Origin of the sequence: Pseudomonas sp. M20 (assembly GCF_045037865.1) — a bacterium.
Classification (GTDB): Bacteria; Pseudomonadota; Gammaproteobacteria; order Pseudomonadales; family Pseudomonadaceae; genus Aquipseudomonas.
Window position 1 is genome coordinate 3,104,650 of record NZ_CP173611.1, and the last position, 18,592, is coordinate 3,123,241.

Genomic DNA, 18,592 nt, shown 5'->3' on the forward strand with positions numbered 1-18,592 from the left:
GAGGCTGACTCATGTCCCAAGCAGGTGCCATCCAGGGTTCGAGAGTAAGAATCCTGATTTATCTTCTATTTGCGATCCAGCTGGTATCGATGGGCGCGATGGAAATGAGCGGGCCGTTCTGGCCTGTCCACCTGCGTGGGCTGACGACGTCAGAGTCGCTTTTCAGCTTCGCCAGCATCGCCGTGTACGTCGGGCCGATGCTGGGCATTATTCTCACCAGTGCATTCTGGGGCCGGATCGGTGATCGCTACGGCCACAAGTTGATGATGATCCGCGCCCTTGCCGGCTTGTCGTTGACCCAGCTTGGGCTGGCCCTGTTCAGTGATATCTGGGTGATTCTGATCCTGCGCTTTCTGCAAGGCGCGTTTGCCGGCTATATCGCGCCGGCACAGGCCTACGGCGTGAGCATTGAAGCGCCGTCGCGGCGCGCACGGCTGTTCGCCATTCTGCAAATCTCGACCAACGTCGGCTCGCTGCTGGGTGCGGTGGTCGGCGGTTTGATCCTCGATTACGCGACGTTCTTCTGGATCAACATCATCGCTTCGGCGCTGTGTGCGGTGTGTACCGTGATCGCCGCCGTGACCTTGCCGGACGTGCCGCCGGTGAAGAAAGCCGTGGCCGTCGACAAAACTGCACCGGCGCGTTCCGGCAGCCTGTGGCAAGGCTCACCATTGCTGTCGCTGCTGGGTGTGATGGGCATTCTGTTGCTGGCGCGGATGCTGCCGCAGACCTCGTTTTCGCTGTATGTAAGCTCGGTGTTCGAGGTCAGCAATTCGGTGGTCGGTCTGTGCTACGGCTTGCTGGCGCTGGGCTTCATTCTGTCGGCCACGACGTGGTCGCGTTATTTCGAACACCGTGGTCAGCAGGACACCTTGCAACGCATGACTTACGTGGTCATCGGCTGCATCGTCCTCACTGCGGTGGCAGGCGTCACCCACAACCCGGTGGTGTTCGTCATTGCCTACTTCATCTGGGGCGTGCTGCTCGGTGCGACTACACCCGTGTTGATGGCGCTGATCTCGAAAACCGCCGACAGCTCGCAACAGGGTCATGTACTGGGCATCGCTCAGGGCACTGCGCAATTCGCTTCGATTGCGGGAATTTCCGCCGGCGGCCTGCTCAGTCAGGTCTACGGTTTGCAGTACACCTATCTGTTTGTTTGCCTCGCTTACGTCGTCGCACTGATCCCGATCGTCGCGTTGCGCTACTGGCCGGCGGCGATGCAAGCAAGCCCTGCCCCGGACGGGGAATGATCAAGGAGTCTGCTTTTGAATATTGAACAACTGCGCGCCGACACCCCCGCCGTCGCGCAACTGATCCACTTCAACAATGCCGGCGCGGCGCTGATGCCCGCGCCGGTGATCGAGACGATGACCCGTCATATTCAGCTTGAAGCGACTCAGGGCGGCTATGAAGCTGCCGGACGGCAATCGGCCAACCTGGAAAACGTGTATGGCGCCATCGGCCGTTTGATCAACGCCCAGCCTGATGAAATTGCGGTGATCGAGAACGCGACCCGCGCATGGGATATGGCGTTCTATTCCTTGCCATTGCAACCCGGCGATGTGGTGCTGACGTCGACCACCGAATACGCCGGCAACTACATTCCCTATCTGCAAATGAAGCAGCGGCGTGGCATCGAGATTCGGGTCATTCCTAATGATGAACACGGCCAGGTTTCCCTGTCGGCACTAACGGCAATGCTCGACGATGATCGGGTTGCGCTGATTTCCCTGCCGGTGATCGCCACCAATGGCGGCCCGGTGCAACCCATCGAGCAGATTGGCGCACTCGCCCGTACGGCTGGCGTGCTGTTTCTGCTCGACGCGTGTCAGGGTGTCGGGCAGATGCCGATCGACGTGCAGAAAATCGGCTGCCACATGCTCGCGGCCACCAGTCGCAAATACCTGCGCGGACCGCGCGGGATGGGCTTCTTGTATGTCGAAAAGTCCCTGTGCCAGAACCTGGAACCGGCATTTCTCGACTTGCATGCCGCCTCATTGCAGGACGCCGAGACGTTCGAAATCCGCGCCGATGCCCGACGTTTCGAGAACTGGGAATGCAACGTCGCCGCCAAACTCGGTCTCGGTGCGGCAGTGGAATACGCGCTGGCGCAAGGCATCGAACCGATGTGGCTGCGGATTCAGCAACTGGCTGATTACCTGCGCCGACAACTGGCAGATATTCCTGGCATCACGCCGCGAGACCTCGGGGTGCAGAAGTCCGGCATCGTCACGTTTACTCATCTCGACAGCAGCGCTGCGCACGTTCAGCAGTGGCTGGCTGGCCAGGAAAAGCGCATCAACGTCAGCACCTCGACCGTGCGCTCGACTTTGCTCGACATGCAGCACAGGGACTTGCTGGAGGTCAGCCGTGCCTCGTTGCATGCGTACAACACCGAGGCGGAAATCGACACAATGGTTGCTGCGCTGCGCGGTTTGCAGGGCGCCTGAACAGGACGCCAATCGGCGCTTGCGTCAAAGAGGGGTTGTAAACTAGCATTGGGAATACTTCTCAATTGCATGAAAATCTGCAGCCATGAGCGAAACCCTTCCCGCGAATAATGCCAATCACCTGCGCGCGATCGAAGCCCTGTATAGCGGCCATCATGGCTGGCTGTACGCGACGCTGAGAAAAAAACTGGGAAACGCCATGGATGCGGCGGATCTGGCGCAGGATACCTTCACGCGCATTCTCGCCTCGCAAGTCACCGTCATTGAGCAGCCGCGCGCGTATCTGAGCTGCGTGGCCAAAGGCATTCTGGTCAACTGGTATCAACGCAAGGCGCTGGAACGTGCCTACCTGGACGCCCTCGCCCATGTGCCGGCGCCGGAAGTGCCTTCGCCGGAATTGCGTTTCATGGTGCTGGAAACCCTGCACGAAATCGACGCGATGCTCGACGCCCTGCCGCCGCTGGTCAAACGCGCCTTTCTGTTGTCGCAGATCAGCGGGCTGAAATACGACGACATCGCCGAGCAGTTGGGCGTATCGCTGATCACCGTCAAACGCTACATGAAGCAAGCCTTCGTGCAGTGCCTGTTGCTGGTGGAGTGAATGCTCAGCCGCCGCCATGAGCCGCACCTCGATCACCAGGCCCTGGAAGAAGCCGCGGACTGGTTGATCCGCATGAGTGAAGGCGAACTCAGCGACAGCGAGCGCGGCGAATGGGAATACTGGAAAGCCAGCACGCCCGAGCGCGGTCGTGCCTGGGCGCGGGCGCAGTTGTTGCAGAGCAAACTCGGCGGCCTGCCACCATCCTTGGCGATGTCCGCACTCGATCGCCCGAGCAGCCCGGAGCGCCGTGCGGCGTTGGGCAAACTGGCGATGATTCTGGCGATCCTGCCGGCCGGTTGGGGCAGCTGGAAGCTGGCAGAGTCGCAGCAATGGTCAGCCGACTACCGCACTGCGATTGGCCAGCAACGCGAGCTGACCCTCGCCGACGGATCGAAAATCACCCTGAACACCGACACCGCCATCGACGTGCTGTTCGACGCCAATCAACGCCTCATCCACCTGCGCGAAGGCGAAATACTGGTGCAGACCGCGCCGGACATTTCACCGTTGGCGCGACCGTTTCTGGTCAGCACCCGTCAAGGTCGCATGCAGGCACTGGGCACGCGTTTCACCGTGCGCGAACTGCAACCGCGCACGCACCTCGCGGTGCTCGAAGGCGCGGTCAAAGTCGAGCTCGCGGACAATCGCCAGACCACGCCGCTGATCGTCAACGCCGGTCAACGCACCGACTTCTCGTCCCACACTTTTGGCCAGATCAGCGTTGCCGACCGCTATGTCGGAGCCTGGAGTCAAGGCATGCTGATGGCCGACAAGATGCGTCTGGCCGACTTCGTCGAAGAACTGACGCGCTATCGCCGTGGCTTCGTGCGCCTCGATCCGGCGCTTGCCGATCTGCGCATTTCCGGCGCCTACCCGATCAGCGACAGCCAGCGCACCCTGAACATGCTGGCGCAAACCTACCCGATCCTCGTCAGCGGCCACCTGAATGGCTACTGGGTCATGCTTTCCCCCGCCTGAGTGAAAAAATATTTGCCGCAGCGGTGATACTTTTTCCGATCTCGACTGGCTACTGGGGAGAAGCACCTTTTCGTCCTGTTCATAGGCTCATTCATCCATGCTTGCCGCACGCCACCTGCGCCCGGAACGTCAGCTCAAACCCGTTGTTCGCAGTGCGTTGCTAAGCCTTGTCCTGATCGGTGCCGTTTGCCCGTTTGCCTTGGCCGCCGTGCCGGTGCAACTGGACGCTGTCGCGGTTCGTGCCTACAACATTCCTGCCGGGCCACTGGGTGCGACCCTGTCGAGCTTCGCCGTGGACGCCAACATTGCCCTGTCGTTCCAGCCCTCGCTGGCCGAAGGCCTGACCAGCCCTGCGCTGATCGGTCATTACTCGACGCAGGAGGCGGTCAATCGCTTGCTGGCCGGCAGTGGCCTGGACATGGTCTTACGCAGCGACGGCAGCTATACGTTGGTGCAGCGCCGGGTGACGTTGGATGAAACCGCCGTGATCGGCACCGACAAGCGCAGCGATGCCCTGCCAGAGGTGTATGCCGGTGGCCAGGTGGCCAATGGCGGGCGCCTGGGCATTCTTGGCAATACGGATGTGATGGACGCGCCATTCAGCGTCAGCACCTACACCTCGGCGCTGATCAAGGATCAACAGGCCGTCACCGTCGGCGATGTGCTGGAACGTGATTCTTCGGTGCGCTCCACTGGCCAGACCGGGGGGATTGTCGACTCGTTCTTCATCCGTGGCTTTCCCGTCGGCGAAGGCAACCTCGGTGAACTGGCCTTCGACGGCGTGTACGGAGTGGCGCCCAATTACCGCGTGTTCACCGAATACGCCGAGCGCATCGAACTGGTCAAAGGCCCCGGCGCCCTGCTCTACGGCATGTCCCCCAACAACGCGGTGGGCGGCGTAATCAACGTGGTGCCGAAACGCTCCCTCGATGAAGACCTGACCCGTTTCACCGCCAGTTACGCCATGGATGCTCAGGCCGGTGGCCATCTCGATGTAAGTCGCCGCTTCGGTGAAGAGCGCCGTTTTGGCGTGCGCTTCAACGGCAGTACGCAACTGGGCAACACGGCGATCGACGATCAATCGCGCCACGTCGACATCGGCGCGATTTCCCTCGACTATCAGGGCGAACGCCTGCGCACAACCTTCGACTGGCTCAACCAGAAAGAAAGCTTCGACGCCGCTTCGCGGCCGTTCCTGATTGCTTCAGGCGTGGACATTCCTTCCGCCGCCAATGGTCGCAGCAACGTCAGTCAGGATTGGGGCTGGTCGAAAACCCGTGACAAATCGGCGCTGCTCAGCGGCGAATATGACCTCAGCGACGCATTGACGGTGTTCGCCCATGCCGGTGGCGGCAAATCCGATGTGGCGCGGATGTCCGACCAGACGCCGACCATTATCAATGCCGCTGGCGACACCTCGTCGATCCCCGGTTACTACAAGTTCGAAGTCGAGCGTTACACCGTTGATGCCGGTGCGCGGCTGCGCTTCGATACCGGGCCGATCAGTCACCGCACCACCGTGCAGGTCAGTCGCTATCGCGATGTGTTGTCGCGCGGGATCATTTCCGGAGCACCGATCCTGTCGAACATTTATCACCCGGTGGATCGCCCGCAACCTTACATTCCCAAGCCGGATACGCCGAAGGTCTCGCAGAGCGAACTGACTGGCGTGGCGCTTGCCGACACGCTGTCGATTCTCGATGATCGCGCGCAGGTAACCCTGGGCTTGCGCAAACAGAACATCAAATCCGACAACTACAACGCCGCCGGCGTGGTGACCACGTCCTATGACGACGGCCGGACGACCCCGTTGTTCGGCGCGGTGATCAAGCCTTGGGATCACGTTTCGTTCTACTACAACTACCTCGAAGGGCTGAGCAAGGGCGACATCGCGCCTTCCACCGCGTCCAACGCTGGCGAGATCTTTGCCCCTTATGTTTCCCGCCAGCACGAACTCGGGGTCAAAGCCGACTACGGCACGTTTACCTCCACCATCAGCCTGTTTCAGATCACCAAACCCAGCGGCGAACTGGCCTCCGGGGTGTTCTCGGTGCAGGGCGAACAACGCAATCGCGGGCTGGAGCTGAACGTGTTCGGCGAAGTCACGCCGGGCACTCGCCTGCTCGGCGGCGTGACCCTGCTCGATGCCGAACTGACGAAAACCGGCGTGGCCGCCAACCGCGGCAACAAACCGGTCGGCGTGCCCGAGGTTCAGGCCAACCTCTGGGCCGAATGGGACACCTCATGGGTCGAGGGGCTGACGCTGACCGGAGGCGCGATCCACACCGGCAGCCAGTACGTGAACCAGGCCAACACACAAAAACTCGATGACTGGACCCGCTTCGATGTCGGCGCCCGCTACAGCACGCGCATCGATGATCGACCGACCACGTTTCGCGCCACCGTGCAGAACGTGTTCGACCACGAGTATTGGTCGGGCGTCGCTTCCTACGGCGCGTTCTCCCAAGGCTCACCGCGCACCTTATTACTGTCGGCGACTGTCGATTTCTGAAACGTTCAGCCGGCCAGCGGTGTGAGCCGTTGGCCGAACTGACCTTTGCAAAGGCTTTGACCATGGTGATTTTCGATCGACGCAGCCTCGCGATGGCTGCGCTGTTACTGGCAGGACTGCTGAGCCTGTCTGCGCTGGCGCCGCGCAATGCAAACGCCAGCGAAGCGGATACGGCGCGCACCGAAGTGACCGATCTGCTCGGGCGCAAGGTCAAGGTGCATCTGCCGGTCAGACGGGTCATTCTCGGTGAAGGCCGGCAGTTGTATCTGCTCGCCGCGCTGGACACACAGAATCCGATCGAACGCATCGTCGGCTGGCGCAAGGATCTGATCCAGTCCGACCCGGACACCTACAATGCCTACCTGCGCAAATTTCCCGGCATTGCCAAAATCCCCACCTTCGGCGGCTTTGAAGACGGCACCTTTGATATCGAACAAGCGATCTCGCAGCGCCCGGATGTGATCATCCTCAATATCGAAGCGCAGCACGCCACCGAAGATGCGCGCTACATCGAGAAGCTCGACGCTTTGGGCATCCCGGTGGTGTACGTAGATTTTCGCAACAACCCGATGCAGAACACCGAACCGACCATGCGCCTGTTCGGCAAACTGTTCGGTAAAGAGCAACGCGCCGAAGCCTTCATTGATTTTCGCAACCAGCAGATTCACCGCGTCACCGACGTCATCGAGAAACAGCACCCACCGCGTCCAAGCGTGTTCATCGAGCGCATCGGCGGCTATACCGACGATTGCTGCCTGAGTTTCGGCAACGAGAACTTTGGCCTGTTTGTCGATATGGCCGGCGGCAACAACATCGCCCGGGGGATCATTCCGACCACGTTCGGCCAGTTGAATCCCGAGCAGGTCATCGTCGCCAATCCGGCGCACGTGGTGGTCACCACGGCCAACTGGGAAGCCTTTGCACCCGGTGGCCATTGGGTCGGTGTCGGGCCCGGCGCCGACATGAACCAGGCACGGAAAAAACTCGCGTGGTATACGCAGCGTTCGGCCTACGCCGGGATCAAGGCTCAGGAGACACAAGCCTTCCACGCCATCTGGCATCAGTTCTACAACAGCCCCTACCAGTTCGTGGCCATTCAGCAATTGGCCAAATGGTTTCACCCGGAGCTGTTTGCCGATCTCGACCCGGACGCCTCCTTCCGTGAACTGCACGAACGTTTTCTGCCCGTGCCGTATGAGTCGGGCTACTTCGTCAGCCTGCGCAATCCTGAGGTCAAACCATGAGTTCGTTGACCGACACCGTCGAGGTGCAGCGCGAAACCTATCGGCGACTGGTGCTGCGTAAACGCCTGATCCTCGCCGGGCTGGTGGTTCTGTTGCTGTGCAGTGTGCTGCTCGATCTGGCACTGGGCCCGGCGAGTTACAGTTTCAGCGAAGTGCTCGGCGCCCTGTTTTCGCCGGACAGCGCCTCGCCACAAGTGCGCGTGGTGATGTGGGACATTCGTCTGCCGGTGGCGTTGATGGCCGTGGCCGTCGGCGCGGCGTTATCGCTGGCCGGCGCGCAGATGCAGACCATCCTCAACAACCCGTTGGCCAGTCCATTCACCTTGGGCATTTCCGCCGCCGCCAGTTTCGGCGCGGCACTGGGCCTGGCCTTCGGCGTTGCGCTGTTCCCGCTGGCCGCGCAATTCATGGTGCCGCTCAACGCCTTCATCATGGCCATGCTCTCGGCGCTGTTGATTCACTTCCTGAGCATGCGCCGTGGCGTCACTGCCGAAACCATCGTGCTGCTCGGCATCGCGCTGGTATTCACTTTCAATGCTCTGCTGGCGCTGGTGCAGTTCTTCGCCACCGAGCAAGCCGTCGCCGCCGTGGTGTTCTGGACCATGGGCAGCCTGACCAAAGCTACTTGGCCGAAACTCGGGGTGATCTGCCTGGTGATCCTGATCACCCTGCCGATCTTCGCCAAACGCGCCTGGGCCCTGACCGCCCTGCGCCTGGGCGACGACAAGGCTGCCAGTTTCGGCATCAACGTGCGCAGCCTGCGCTTTCAGACACTGATCATGGTCAGCCTGCTCGCCTCGTTTCCCGTGGCCTTCGTCGGCACCATCGGCTTCATCGGTCTGGTCGGGCCGCACATCGCGCGCATGCTGATCGGTGAAGATCAGCGCTTCTTTTTGCCGGCCTCCTTGCTCACCGGTTCGTTGATTCTCTCGGCCAGTTCGGTGGTCAGCAAGACCCTGATCCCCGGTGCGATTTTCCCTATCGGCGTGGTCACCTCGCTGATCGGCGTGCCGTTCTTCATTTCACTGATTCTCGGCGGGAAGAAAAACTCATGGTGACGCTGCAACTGGACAATCTGGGCGCGCGCTACGGTCAGCGCGAGATCATTCGTGGCGTCTCGACGGCGACGTTTTCTGGCGGTCAGGTGGTGGCCGTGGTCGGGCCCAATGCGGCCGGTAAATCGACCCTGTTCAAACGCATGGCCGGGCTGATCGATGGCCCCGGGCAGGTGATTTTGCAGGACTCGAAAAAAGGCCCGAGCGGCATCAGTTACATGCCGCAAGGCTTGAACGCCAGTGCGCGTTTGACGGTGTACGAATCGGTGCTGCTGGCGCGCAAGCAGCTGACGCCAGGCTGGGTGGTCCACGATGATGAGCTGAAACTGGTCGACGAGATTCTCGCCGCACTGGGCATCACCGGGCTGTCGTTCCGTAACCTTGGTGAACTCAGCGGCGGTCAGCAGCAGTTGGTCTCCATCGCCCAGACGCTGGTGCGCGAACCGGAAATCCTGCTGATGGACGAACCGACCAGCGCCCTCGACATGCATCGACAAGTGCAGGTGCTGAACTTCATGCGCAGCCTCGCGCGCAAACGCGAGGTGATTGTGTTCATTGCCATCCATGATCTGAATCAGGCGTTGCGCTTCGCCGATCAGGTGCTGGTGATTGCTGATGGCACCAGTCAGGGCAGCGGCCCGAGCAATGAGGTGATCACCGAACAGATGCTGCGCGATGTCTATCAGGTCGAGGCGAGGATCGAGCAGTGCAGCAAAGGGCTGTCGCATATCCTGATCGACGACATCGTCTGATCTCCCCGCCCCTGTAGGAGCTGCCGAAGGCTGCGATCTTTGTTTTTTAAAAGACAAGATCAAAAGATCGCAGCCTGCGGCAGCTCCTACACGGTGGGGTGTGTTATGGATCGACTTGGGCCATCAGCTCTGGCACCGATTCCGGGCGCTTGGCGTAGCGCTGAGCCAGCACCGCGCAGACCATCAGTTGAATCTGATGGAACAGCATCAACGGCAGAATCAGCACGCCAATCGTGCTGCCGGCAAACAACACTTGCGCCATCGGCACACCGGTGGCCAGACTCTTTTTCGAACCGCAGAACAGAATGGTGATGCGGTCTTCCTGGCTGAAGCCGAATGCCTTGCCCAGCAACGTCGACGCCAACAGCACCAGCGCCAGCAGAATGCAGCAGACCACCACCAGCCCCAGCAACTCGAACAGCGGAATCTGATGCCAGATACCTTCGTTGACCGCCTCGCTGAACGCGCCGTAAACCACCAACAGAATCGAACCCTGATCAACGAACTTCAGCCAGTTCTTGTTGCGCCCCACCCACGCGCCGATCCAGCGACGGGCGATCTGCCCGGCAATGAACGGCAGGAGCAATTGCACGCTGATTTTCAGGATCGCATCGAGGGTTGAGCCGCCATCATCGTGGACGTTGAGCAGCAGCGTCACCAACAGCGGCGTGAGGAAAATCCCGAACAGGCTCGATGCCGCCGCGCTGCAGATCGCCGCTGGGATATTGCCGCGCGCCAGCGAAGTGAAAGCAATGGCCGACTGCACCGTGGCCGGCAGTGCACACAGGTAAAGCATGCCCATGTACAGCTTGTCGCCGATCAGCGGTGACAGCAGCGGTTTCAGCGCCAGGCCCAGTAACGGGAAAAGAACAAACGTCAGGCCGAACACCAGCAGATGCAGGCGCCAGTGGCCGGCACCGGCAATGATCGATTCGCGGGACAGTTTGGCGCCATGCAGGAAAAACAGCAGGGCGATGGCGATGTTGGTCAGCCAGCCGAAGCCGACGGCGACTTGGCCGCTGGCCGGTAGAAAACTGGCCAGCAGCACGACGCCAATCAGCGTCAGGGTGAAGTTATCGGGCAAAAAACGTGGGCGAGTCATGGTCGGTTCATCCGAGGGTTGCCAGTGCGTGCCGACGACTCTAACGTGACTGCCAATTACCGACTAACGCCGAAGGGCCACAAGATGCCGCCTAAAGGACATGACAAAAGCGTCCGTCGTAGCATTCCCGGGCTGCCCAGCCTGCCGCGTCCACTCTACGGGCGCACCGAATCGCTACCCAATCGCGCCCTGACCCGACGCCACAGCCACCCGTGGGTGCAGTTGTCCTACGCGATTCAAGGTGTGCTTGAAATCCAGACCAGCGTCGGCCGCTTCGTCGCGCCGCCGGAGCGCGCCGTGTGGATCCCGGCGGGCGTGCCGCATCGGGTGTTCAGCTCGCCGCACACGGAAATGCGCAGCCTCTACATCGATTGCAGCGTCGCCGGATGGGCGCTCGAGCGCTGCCACGTGCTCGGCGTCAGCGATCTGCTCAGGGAACTGATCCGCGCGTTCAGTCAGGTTCCGGTGGAATACGACCAGAGCGGCCCGCACGGGCGCTTGGCTCAAGTGATCCTCGATCAACTGGCCGAGGCGCCGCAGATCGACCTGATGCTGCCGTTGCCACAAGACGCGCGCTTAAAGCAGATCTACCAGAGCCTGGAACAACATCCGGAACAGCAAACCACGCTGAGCCACTGGAGCGAGAAGTTCGGCGTCACCGAAAAGACCCTCACCCGCCTGTTTCTGCGCGACACCGGCCTGACCTTCCGCGCCTGGCGCCAGCGCTTGCGCCTGCTCGGTGCGCTGACACCGCTGGAGAAAGGTGAACGGGTTACCGATGTCGCACTGGCCTGTGGTTACGACTCGACGTCGGCGTTTATCGCGGCGTTTCGTCAGCAGTTTGGCGAAACACCGGGGGAGTTTTTTCGCTGATCAGCGATCCGCCAGTTCTTCCAGCAAATCCGCCGACGGCACGAAATACAGACTCCCAGTCACGGCCGTGCTGAAATCCAGCAACTTGTCGTAGTTGCCCGGTGGCTTGCCGACAAACATGTTTTCCAGCATCTGCTCCAGCGGCTCCGGCGAGCGTGCGTAGCCGATGAAGAAGGTGCCGAACTCCCCTGCTCCTGGCCGGCCGAACGGCATGTTGTCACGGAGGATTTTCACTTCCTCGCCGGCAGCGTTGGTGATGGTGGTCAGTGCACTGTGCGAGTTGCTCGGTTTGACCGCATCATCCAGTTCGATATCGGAGAGTTTCGTGCGACCGATCACGCGTTCCTGCGCTTCAACGCTCAAACCGTTCCACGCGGTCATGTTGTGCAGGTACTTCTGCACCAGCACGTAACTGCCGCCGCTGAAACCCGGATCTTCGTCACCGACGATGGTGAAGTTGAGCGCTTTGCGCCCGACCGGGTTTTCCGTGCCGTCGACAAATCCGATGATGCTGCGCATGTCGAAATAGCGGAAACCCTGCACCTCATCGACCACGGTCACCGCATCGCCGAGGGCCGCCATGATTTGTGTGGCCAGCTCAAAACACAGGTCCATTTGATCGGCGCGGATGTGCAGCAGGAGATCGCCAGGTGTCGCAGGGGCGTGGCGCCCTTCCCCGCCAAACTCGCGAAAACCATGCAGCGCCGCTGGCCGTGGATGGCCGAACAGGCGATCCCAGGCGTTCGAGGAAAAGCCGCAAATGCAGGTCAGATTGCCAGTCGGTACACGTTTGCCAACCGAACGCACCAGCCCGGCGACATCGCCGCACCAGTCTTTGACGGTTTGCGCGGCTTCAGCCCCCGCATTCAGCGTCGCGACGATGAAAATCGCGCTGCTGGTGATCGGACTGCACACCGCTTGAGGTTCGAGAATGTCGGTATTCATCGCTGAAAACATTGCTCCGTAAAAAGTGCCCGAGCTCTTAACGAGGGCGGATAGTTCGTTTTTATCGAACTGTTGCGCAGAAATAAACGATTTTTCTTTGCTGCAAACTCGTCGCTAGCATGGCCTCGTCTGACCCCAATCCAAGAAATAGACAGGGAGCGTGACATGCCAGCCACAAACATCAATATCGGCGAACCGTGGATGTGGGGCGCCTTCATCGTCTTCGTGCTTGCCATGCTGGCATTGGACCTGTTTGTCTTCGGTGGGCGCAAGGCGCATCGGGTCTCAGTGCGCGAAGCCTTGTCCTGGGTCATTGCCTGGTGCCTGTTGGCGCTGAGTTTCGCGGCACTGCTCTGGTGGTATTTGCACGGTGCGTTCGGCGCCGAGATCGCCCGGGAAAAGACCCTCGAGTTCCTCACCGGTTATCTGATCGAACAATCGCTGTCTATCGACAACATGTTCGTCTTCGTAATGATCTTCAGCTACTTCGCCGTACCGCCGGAGTTACAGCGGCGGGTGCTGCTGTACGGTGTACTTGGGGCGATCGTGATGCGCGCGGTGATGATTTTTGCCGGCGTGTGGCTGGTGTCGCAGTTCGAATGGCTGCTGTATGCGTTCGGCGTGTTCCTGATCTTCACCGGGATCAAGATGCTGGTGTTTGCCGACCACCAGCCGGACCTGGACAAAAATCCGTTGCTGCGCTGGGTGCGCGGGCATATGCGCATCACCAGTGGCTTTCATGGCGAACGCTTTTTCGTCCTGCAGAACGGCGTGCGCTGGGCCACGCCGATGTTTCTGGTGCTGGTGCTGATCGAGGCCAGTGACTTGATGTTTGCGGTCGACAGCATCCCGGCAATTTTCGCCGTGACGACTGACCCGTTCATTGTCTTCACGTCGAATATCTTCGCAATCATGGGCCTGCGGGCGTTGTATTTCCTGCTGGCGGACATGGCGGACCGCTTTCACTTGCTCAAGTATGGGCTGGCGATTGTGCTGGTGTTTATCGGAGGGAAGATGGTGTTGATGCCGTGGCTGCACATGCCGGTGGAGTGGTCGCTGGCGGTGGTGGGAGGGGTGATTCTGGGGTCGGTTTTGCTGAGCCTTGTCATCACCCGAAATGCTGAACGCAGCACCGAATGACACACCACAAAACCCTGTGGGAGCGAGCCTGCTCGCGAAGGCGTCGGACCAGTCAACATCGATGTTGAATGACACTCCGCTTTCGCGAGCAGGCTCGCTCCCACATTTGGATTGCGGTGATTGTTACTTGTCGGACTTGATACTGGTCCACACGCGCGTACGCACACGCTCAAGCTTCTGCGGCAACGGCTGCACGACGTAGAGGTTTTTCAGCGCCTCAGGTGTCGGCGTCAGGTTCGGGTTATCGGTGATTTCCTTGTTGATCAGCGGTATCGAATCCTTGTTCGCATTCGGGTAGCCGAGGAAGTCACTGATCGGTGCGATCACTTTCGGGTCGAGCAGGTTGTTGAGGAATTCATGCGCCTCGGCGACGTTCTTCGCGCTCTTCGGAATGGCGAAGGTGTCGAACCAGATCGGCGCGCCCTCCTTCGGCAAGCGCCAGTCGACCACCACGCCATTTTTTGCCTCTTTGGCGCGATTGCCGAACTGGTAGAAGCTGCCGGAGTAACCGATGGCCACGCAGATGTCGCCATTGGCAATGTCGGTCATGTACTTGGCCGAGTTGAAATAGGTCACGTACGGACGAACCTTGAGCATCAGCTCTTTGGCTTTTTCATAGTCGGCGGGGTTCTGGCTGTTCGGGTCGAGGCCCAGGTAATGCAGGGCTAACGGCAGGATTTCCGTCGGTGAATCGAGCATCGCCACGCCGCAGGATTTGAGTTTTTCCATGTTCTCCGGTTTGAACACCAGATCCCAGCTGTCGACCGGCGCGTTGTCGCCCAGTGCGGCTTTGACCTTGGCCGGGTTGAAGCCGATCAGCACGGTGCCGACCATGTAGGGCACGCCGTACTGGTTGCCCGGATCGTTCTTGCCCAGCAGTTTCAACAACTCCGGATCCTGGTGGCTCCAGTTCGGCAGTTTGGATTTATCCAGCTTCTGAAACACGCCAGCCTTGATCTGCGTTTCAAGGAACTGGTTGGACGGCACCACCAAGTCGTAACCGGAGTTGCCGGTCAGCAGTTTGGCTTCCAGGGATTCGTTGGTGTCGAAGGTGTCCCAAGTCACTTTGATGCCGCTTTTGGCGGCGAAATCCTTGGGCACGGACGGCAGGATGTAGTCCGCCCAGTTGTACACGCGCAGTTCGCGTTGCTCGGCCTGGACCGCGCCGGCCAACAGCGACAGCCCACACACAGTGGCACCCAGAATGCGTTTCATCGTGACCATGGTTGTTCCCCAAAAGGCAGCGTGAGTTCGATGGTTTTTATGTTCTGTACACGGCAGCGGCTGTAAAGGTAGCCAAGGGTAAAAAAGGTTCAGCGTCTGGTTATGGTTTTGATTCTTGCTGACAGCGTAGCTGGAGCACAGTAGGGGATGGGCCAAAAGGGGATCGATGTGGCCAATTTGATTGACCGCCGGGATGCGGAAACAACAATGCCCGGCGAATGGCCGGGCATTGTCGTGAAGCGGACCAGCTCAGTCGGTGTAACCCAGCCTTGCCGCCCTGCTCTGCTGTGTCTGGCCGCGTGTGGCCAGGCAGTAATACAACGGCACGGTGACCACCAGTCCAACCAGCCAGGACAAGTCCGCGCCCTCGACCAGATTGGCGTAAGGGCCGACGTACAGAGAGGTATTGGCGAACGGCAACTGCACGAGGATGCCGATGAAGTAAGCAATGATCGCGTGCAGATTAAAGCGCCCGTAAACCCCGCCATCGGCGCAGAAGATCGAGGTGATGTCGTAGCACCCGCGCTTGATCAGGTAGAAGTCGATCAGGTTGATCGACGCCCACGGCACCAGCACCAACAGCAGTGCCAGAATCAAACCGATGAACTCGGAAATGAAATCCGCCGACGCACCCAGCGCAACCACGCAGCAACCCGCCAACACTACGCTCGACAACACCACGCGCACCTTGATGCTCGGCGTCCATTGGCTGGCAAAGGTCTGGATCGAGGTGATGATCGACAGCACCGCACCATACAGATTCAGCGCGTTGTGGCTGATGATGTTGAGCAGAAACAGCACCATCAGAATCGGCCCGAGCCAACCCGTCGACTGCTTGACCGCGACCATCGCTTCAGTACCTTCCGGGGTCGCCAACACGGCAACGGCGCCGAAGCTGAACGACAGAATCGTGCCCAGCGTCGCGCCCAGATAGGTCGCCCAAAATGGTTTGGCAATGCCAATGTCCGCCGGCAAGTAACGCGAATAGTCAGACACGTACGGCGAGAAACTGATCTGCCAGATGATCCCCAGCGACACCGTTGCCAGCCAGCCGGACAAGTTGAAGCTGCCGCGAGTGAGAAAATCCGCCGGCAAGTCATGGGCAAAGATATAGATGAACCCCGCCAACAACGCGCTGCCCATCACCCAAGTGCCGATACGGTTCAGCGTGTGGATGAAGTTGTAGCCGATCACACCGATCGCCGTAGCTGCCAGTGCACCGATCAGAATGCTCAACGGCGCCGGCACCGACGGCGCGATGCCGACGATGGATTTGCCCGCCAGGACGATATTGGAAATAAAGAAACCAATGTAGATCAGTGCGGCAAAGAACACGATTAACAGCGCGCCATAACGGCCGAACTGGCCGCGACTCTGAACCATCTGCGGAATGCCCATGCGCGGGCCTTGCGCCGAGGCCAGCGCAATGATCACGCCGCCAATCATGTGCCCCAGCGCAATCGCCAGCAGCCCCCAAAGCAAATCGAGATGGAACACTTGAACCACCATGGCGCCGGTGACGATGGGCAGTGGCGCAATGTTGGTGCTGAACCAAAGGGTGAATAGGTCGCGGGCCTTCCCGTGGCGTTCCGCGAGTGGGACGTAGTCGACCGTATGGTTCTCGATCAACGGATCTTGCCGGGACATCTGGGACATATGCATGAACTCGAGTTTGTCTGTTCTTATCGTTGTATGAAGCCAAACCGGGGGGACTCTCTGGCCGCCCCTCAGATGCAGACCATATTATGGTATTCCAAACAATTCACAAGACTGATCCGTAGTTTGCGGCGCTATCTGATACGCCATCCTTACTGAAACCGCGGCTTGCAGACCAGCCGAAAGCCCCGTAAATGCTGAGTTTCCGACGAACGCGGCACGTTTATCGGTTCAGCTTAAAAGGCCTTGCAAAGATCGAATAGTGGTATACCATCAGACCAACAAACACATAAAAACAGCAGCACCACACCCGAGGACCGACCAATGATCGATGCCGCCATCTACAAACAAGTCATGGGCTCGTTCCCGTCCGGCGTAACCGTTATCACCACCCTGGACGATGACGGTCAGATCGTCGGCCTGACTGCCAGTGCGTTCAGCTCGCTGTCGATGGACCCGGCGCTGGTGCTGTTCTGCCCCAACTACAGCTCTGATTCCTACCCGGTACTGATCAAGAACAAACGTTTTGCCATCCACGTTCTGTCCGGCGGCCAGCAAAGCGAGGCCTACGCCTTCGCCCGCAAAGGCAAGGACAAGGCGCAAGGCATCGAATGGACCTTGAGCGAACTGGGTAACCCGATCCTGGCCAACGCGACAGCTATCATCGAGTGTGAGCTGTGGCGCGAATACGAAGGCGGCGACCACGCCATCATGGTCGGCGCGGTGAAGAACCTGATCGTCCCCGAACAAATCGCCGGGCCGCTGGTGTATTGCCACGGCAAGATGGGCGCCCTGCCCGTCCTGGCCTGATCGTCAGCCCCGCACAAATCAACTGTAGGAGTGAGCCTGCTCGCGATAGCGATTTATCCGATGTCGATATGTTTTCTGACACACCGCCATCGCGAGCAGGCTCACTCCTACAAGTTTTGTAGCCTCAACAACAAAAGATCCGAGGAAGCGTCATGAAATTTTCCCTGTTCATCCACATGGAACGCTGGGACGAAAGCGTCAGCCACCGCCAACTGTTCGAAGACCTCACCGAACTGACCCTGATGGCCGAGGCCGGCGGTTTCAGCACCGTGTGGATCGGCGAACACCACGCCATGGAATACACCATCTCGCCCAGCCCGATGCCATTGCTCGCCTACCTCGCGGCCAAAACCACCACCATCCACCTCGGCGCCGGCACCATCATCGCGCCGTTCTGGCATCCGCTACGCGTTGCCGGCGAATGCGCGTTGCTCGACGTGATCAGCAACGGGCGTATGGAAGTCGGCCTCGCCCGTGGCGCTTATCAGGTTGAATTCGATCGTATGGCCGGCGGCATGCCTGCCTCATCTGGTGGCCAGGCATTGCGCGAAATGGTCCCGGTGGTCCGCGCCCTGTGGCAAGGCGACTACGCCCACGACGGCGACATCTGGAAATTCCCCACCTCGACCAGCGTGCCAAAACCGATCCAAAAGCCGAATCCGCCAATGTGGATCGCCGCCCGCGACCCGGATTCACACAACTTCGCCGTGGCCAACGGCTGCAATGTGATGGTCACACCATTGATGAAGGGCGACGAAGAAGTCCTCGACCTGAAGAACAAGTTCCAGACTGCGCTGGATAACAATCCAGATGTGCCACGTCCGCAATTGATGGTGCTGCGTCACACCCACGTGCACACCGCTGATAACCCGGATGGCTGGAAAATCGGCGCGAAAGCGATCTCACGGTTTTATCGCACGTTCGATGCGTGGTTTGGCAACAAAGAAACACCGGTCAATGGCTTTCTGGCGCCGAGCCCGGAAGAGAAGTTTGCCGGACGTCCGGAGTTCGAACTGGAGAGTCTGCACAAGACGGCGATGATTGGTACGCCGGAAGAGATTATTCCGCGGATCAAGTATTACCAGGAACTGGGGGTGGATGAGTTCAGTTTCTGGTGTGACAACAGCTTGCCGCATGAAGAGAAAAAGAAATCACTGGAGCTGTTTATCAAGCATGTGGTGCCAGCGTTTCGGTAAACACTATGCTGGTTCAGCCCGTAAATGAAAACGCCCCGACATTGTTCGGGG

At 59.8% G+C, this 18,592-nt stretch carries 16 protein-coding genes and 1 pseudogene; 13 read left to right on the forward strand and 4 right to left on the reverse strand.

Going from position 1 to position 18,592, the window contains the following annotated elements; translation table 11 throughout:
• Positions 1-11: 11 nt before the first annotated feature.
• From ACI514_RS13705 to ACI514_RS13740, 8 genes are all read left to right on the forward strand, one after another.
• Entirely contained in the window at positions 12-1,253 is a 1,242-nt protein-coding gene (locus tag ACI514_RS13705; RefSeq protein ID WP_405124060.1) for an MFS transporter, read from the forward strand.
• Positions 1,254-1,268: 15 nt separating this feature from the next.
• On the forward strand, positions 1,269-2,453 hold the full coding sequence (locus ACI514_RS13710; protein WP_160057402.1) for an aminotransferase class V-fold PLP-dependent enzyme: 1,185 nt from the start codon (positions 1,269-1,271) through the stop codon (positions 2,451-2,453).
• 85 nt (positions 2,454-2,538) lie between these two features.
• Positions 2,539-3,054 (forward strand): sigma-70 family RNA polymerase sigma factor, encoded by a 516-nt coding sequence (locus tag ACI514_RS13715; RefSeq protein WP_016987079.1) that lies wholly within the window; start codon positions 2,539-2,541, stop codon positions 3,052-3,054.
• Entirely contained in the window at positions 3,055-4,032 is a 978-nt protein-coding gene (locus tag ACI514_RS13720; protein WP_160057401.1) for a FecR domain-containing protein, read from the forward strand.
• Between the two features lie 97 nt (positions 4,033-4,129).
• Complete coding sequence (locus ACI514_RS13725; protein ID WP_405124061.1) at positions 4,130-6,544, forward strand: TonB-dependent siderophore receptor; 2,415 nt, start codon at positions 4,130-4,132, stop codon at positions 6,542-6,544.
• Between the two features lie 62 nt (positions 6,545-6,606).
• Positions 6,607-7,788, forward strand: a complete 1,182-nt coding sequence (locus tag ACI514_RS13730) for an ABC transporter substrate-binding protein (RefSeq protein ID WP_405124223.1) — start codon at positions 6,607-6,609, stop codon at positions 7,786-7,788.
• Complete coding sequence (locus ACI514_RS13735; protein WP_077573294.1) at positions 7,785-8,846, forward strand: iron ABC transporter permease; 1,062 nt, start codon at positions 7,785-7,787, stop codon at positions 8,844-8,846. The genes ACI514_RS13730 and ACI514_RS13735 overlap by 4 nt, the downstream gene beginning before the upstream one ends.
• Positions 8,840-9,595: an ABC transporter ATP-binding protein gene (locus tag ACI514_RS13740; protein WP_405124062.1), complete on the forward strand. Its 756-nt coding sequence runs from the start codon at positions 8,840-8,842 to the stop codon at positions 9,593-9,595. Before ACI514_RS13735 ends, ACI514_RS13740 begins: the two co-directional genes overlap by 7 nt.
• Before the next feature lie 103 nt (positions 9,596-9,698).
• Here the strand turns inward: ACI514_RS13740 and ACI514_RS13745 are convergent, their stop codons facing one another.
• The gene (locus ACI514_RS13745) at positions 9,699-10,697 is read right to left on the reverse strand and encodes a bile acid:sodium symporter family protein (RefSeq protein WP_160057397.1); all 999 of its coding nucleotides are present in this window, start codon (positions 10,695-10,697) and stop codon (positions 9,699-9,701) included.
• 84 nt (positions 10,698-10,781) lie between these two features.
• On the opposite strand from ACI514_RS13745, the gene ACI514_RS13750 reads away from it, so the two are divergent.
• A complete protein-coding gene (locus tag ACI514_RS13750) occupies positions 10,782-11,570 on the forward strand; it encodes a helix-turn-helix domain-containing protein (RefSeq protein WP_123593825.1) in 789 nt (262 codons plus the stop codon).
• Here ACI514_RS13750 and ACI514_RS13755 read toward each other — a convergent pair whose 3' ends face one another.
• Complete coding sequence (locus ACI514_RS13755) at positions 11,571-12,515, reverse strand: Dyp-type peroxidase (RefSeq protein WP_405124063.1); 945 nt, start codon at positions 12,513-12,515, stop codon at positions 11,571-11,573.
• Positions 12,516-12,680: 165 nt separating this feature from the next.
• Between ACI514_RS13755 and ACI514_RS13760 the strand changes: the two genes are divergently transcribed.
• Together ACI514_RS13760 and ACI514_RS13765 are read left to right on the forward strand one after the other, a co-directional pair.
• Positions 12,681-13,655 (forward strand): TerC family protein, encoded by a 975-nt coding sequence (locus ACI514_RS13760; protein ID WP_212622333.1) that lies wholly within the window; start codon positions 12,681-12,683, stop codon positions 13,653-13,655.
• A pseudogene (locus ACI514_RS13765) lies at positions 13,633-13,758 on the forward strand (metal ABC transporter ATP-binding protein); the annotation flags it as partial. The gene ACI514_RS13760 and the pseudogene ACI514_RS13765, both read left to right, overlap by 23 nt.
• A gap of 20 nt (positions 13,759-13,778) precedes the next feature.
• Here ACI514_RS13765 and ACI514_RS13770 read toward each other — a convergent pair.
• Both ACI514_RS13770 and ACI514_RS13775 read right to left on the reverse strand, forming a co-directional pair.
• Positions 13,779-14,879 (reverse strand): polyamine ABC transporter substrate-binding protein, encoded by a 1,101-nt coding sequence (locus ACI514_RS13770; RefSeq protein WP_405124064.1) that lies wholly within the window; start codon positions 14,877-14,879, stop codon positions 13,779-13,781.
• Between the two features lie 249 nt (positions 14,880-15,128).
• A complete protein-coding gene (locus tag ACI514_RS13775) occupies positions 15,129-16,535 on the reverse strand; it encodes a purine-cytosine permease family protein (protein WP_405124065.1) in 1,407 nt (468 codons plus the stop codon).
• A 324-nt stretch (positions 16,536-16,859) separates the two neighbouring features.
• Between ACI514_RS13775 and ACI514_RS13780 the strand changes: the two genes are divergently transcribed.
• Both ACI514_RS13780 and ACI514_RS13785 read left to right on the forward strand, forming a co-directional pair.
• Positions 16,860-17,345, forward strand: coding sequence for a flavin reductase family protein (locus ACI514_RS13780; protein ID WP_016987069.1), 486 nt, complete (start codon positions 16,860-16,862; stop codon positions 17,343-17,345).
• Positions 17,346-17,497: 152 nt separating this feature from the next.
• Positions 17,498-18,541, forward strand: a complete 1,044-nt coding sequence (locus tag ACI514_RS13785; protein WP_160039505.1) for an LLM class flavin-dependent oxidoreductase — start codon at positions 17,498-17,500, stop codon at positions 18,539-18,541.
• Positions 18,542-18,592: the final 51 nt, after the last annotated feature.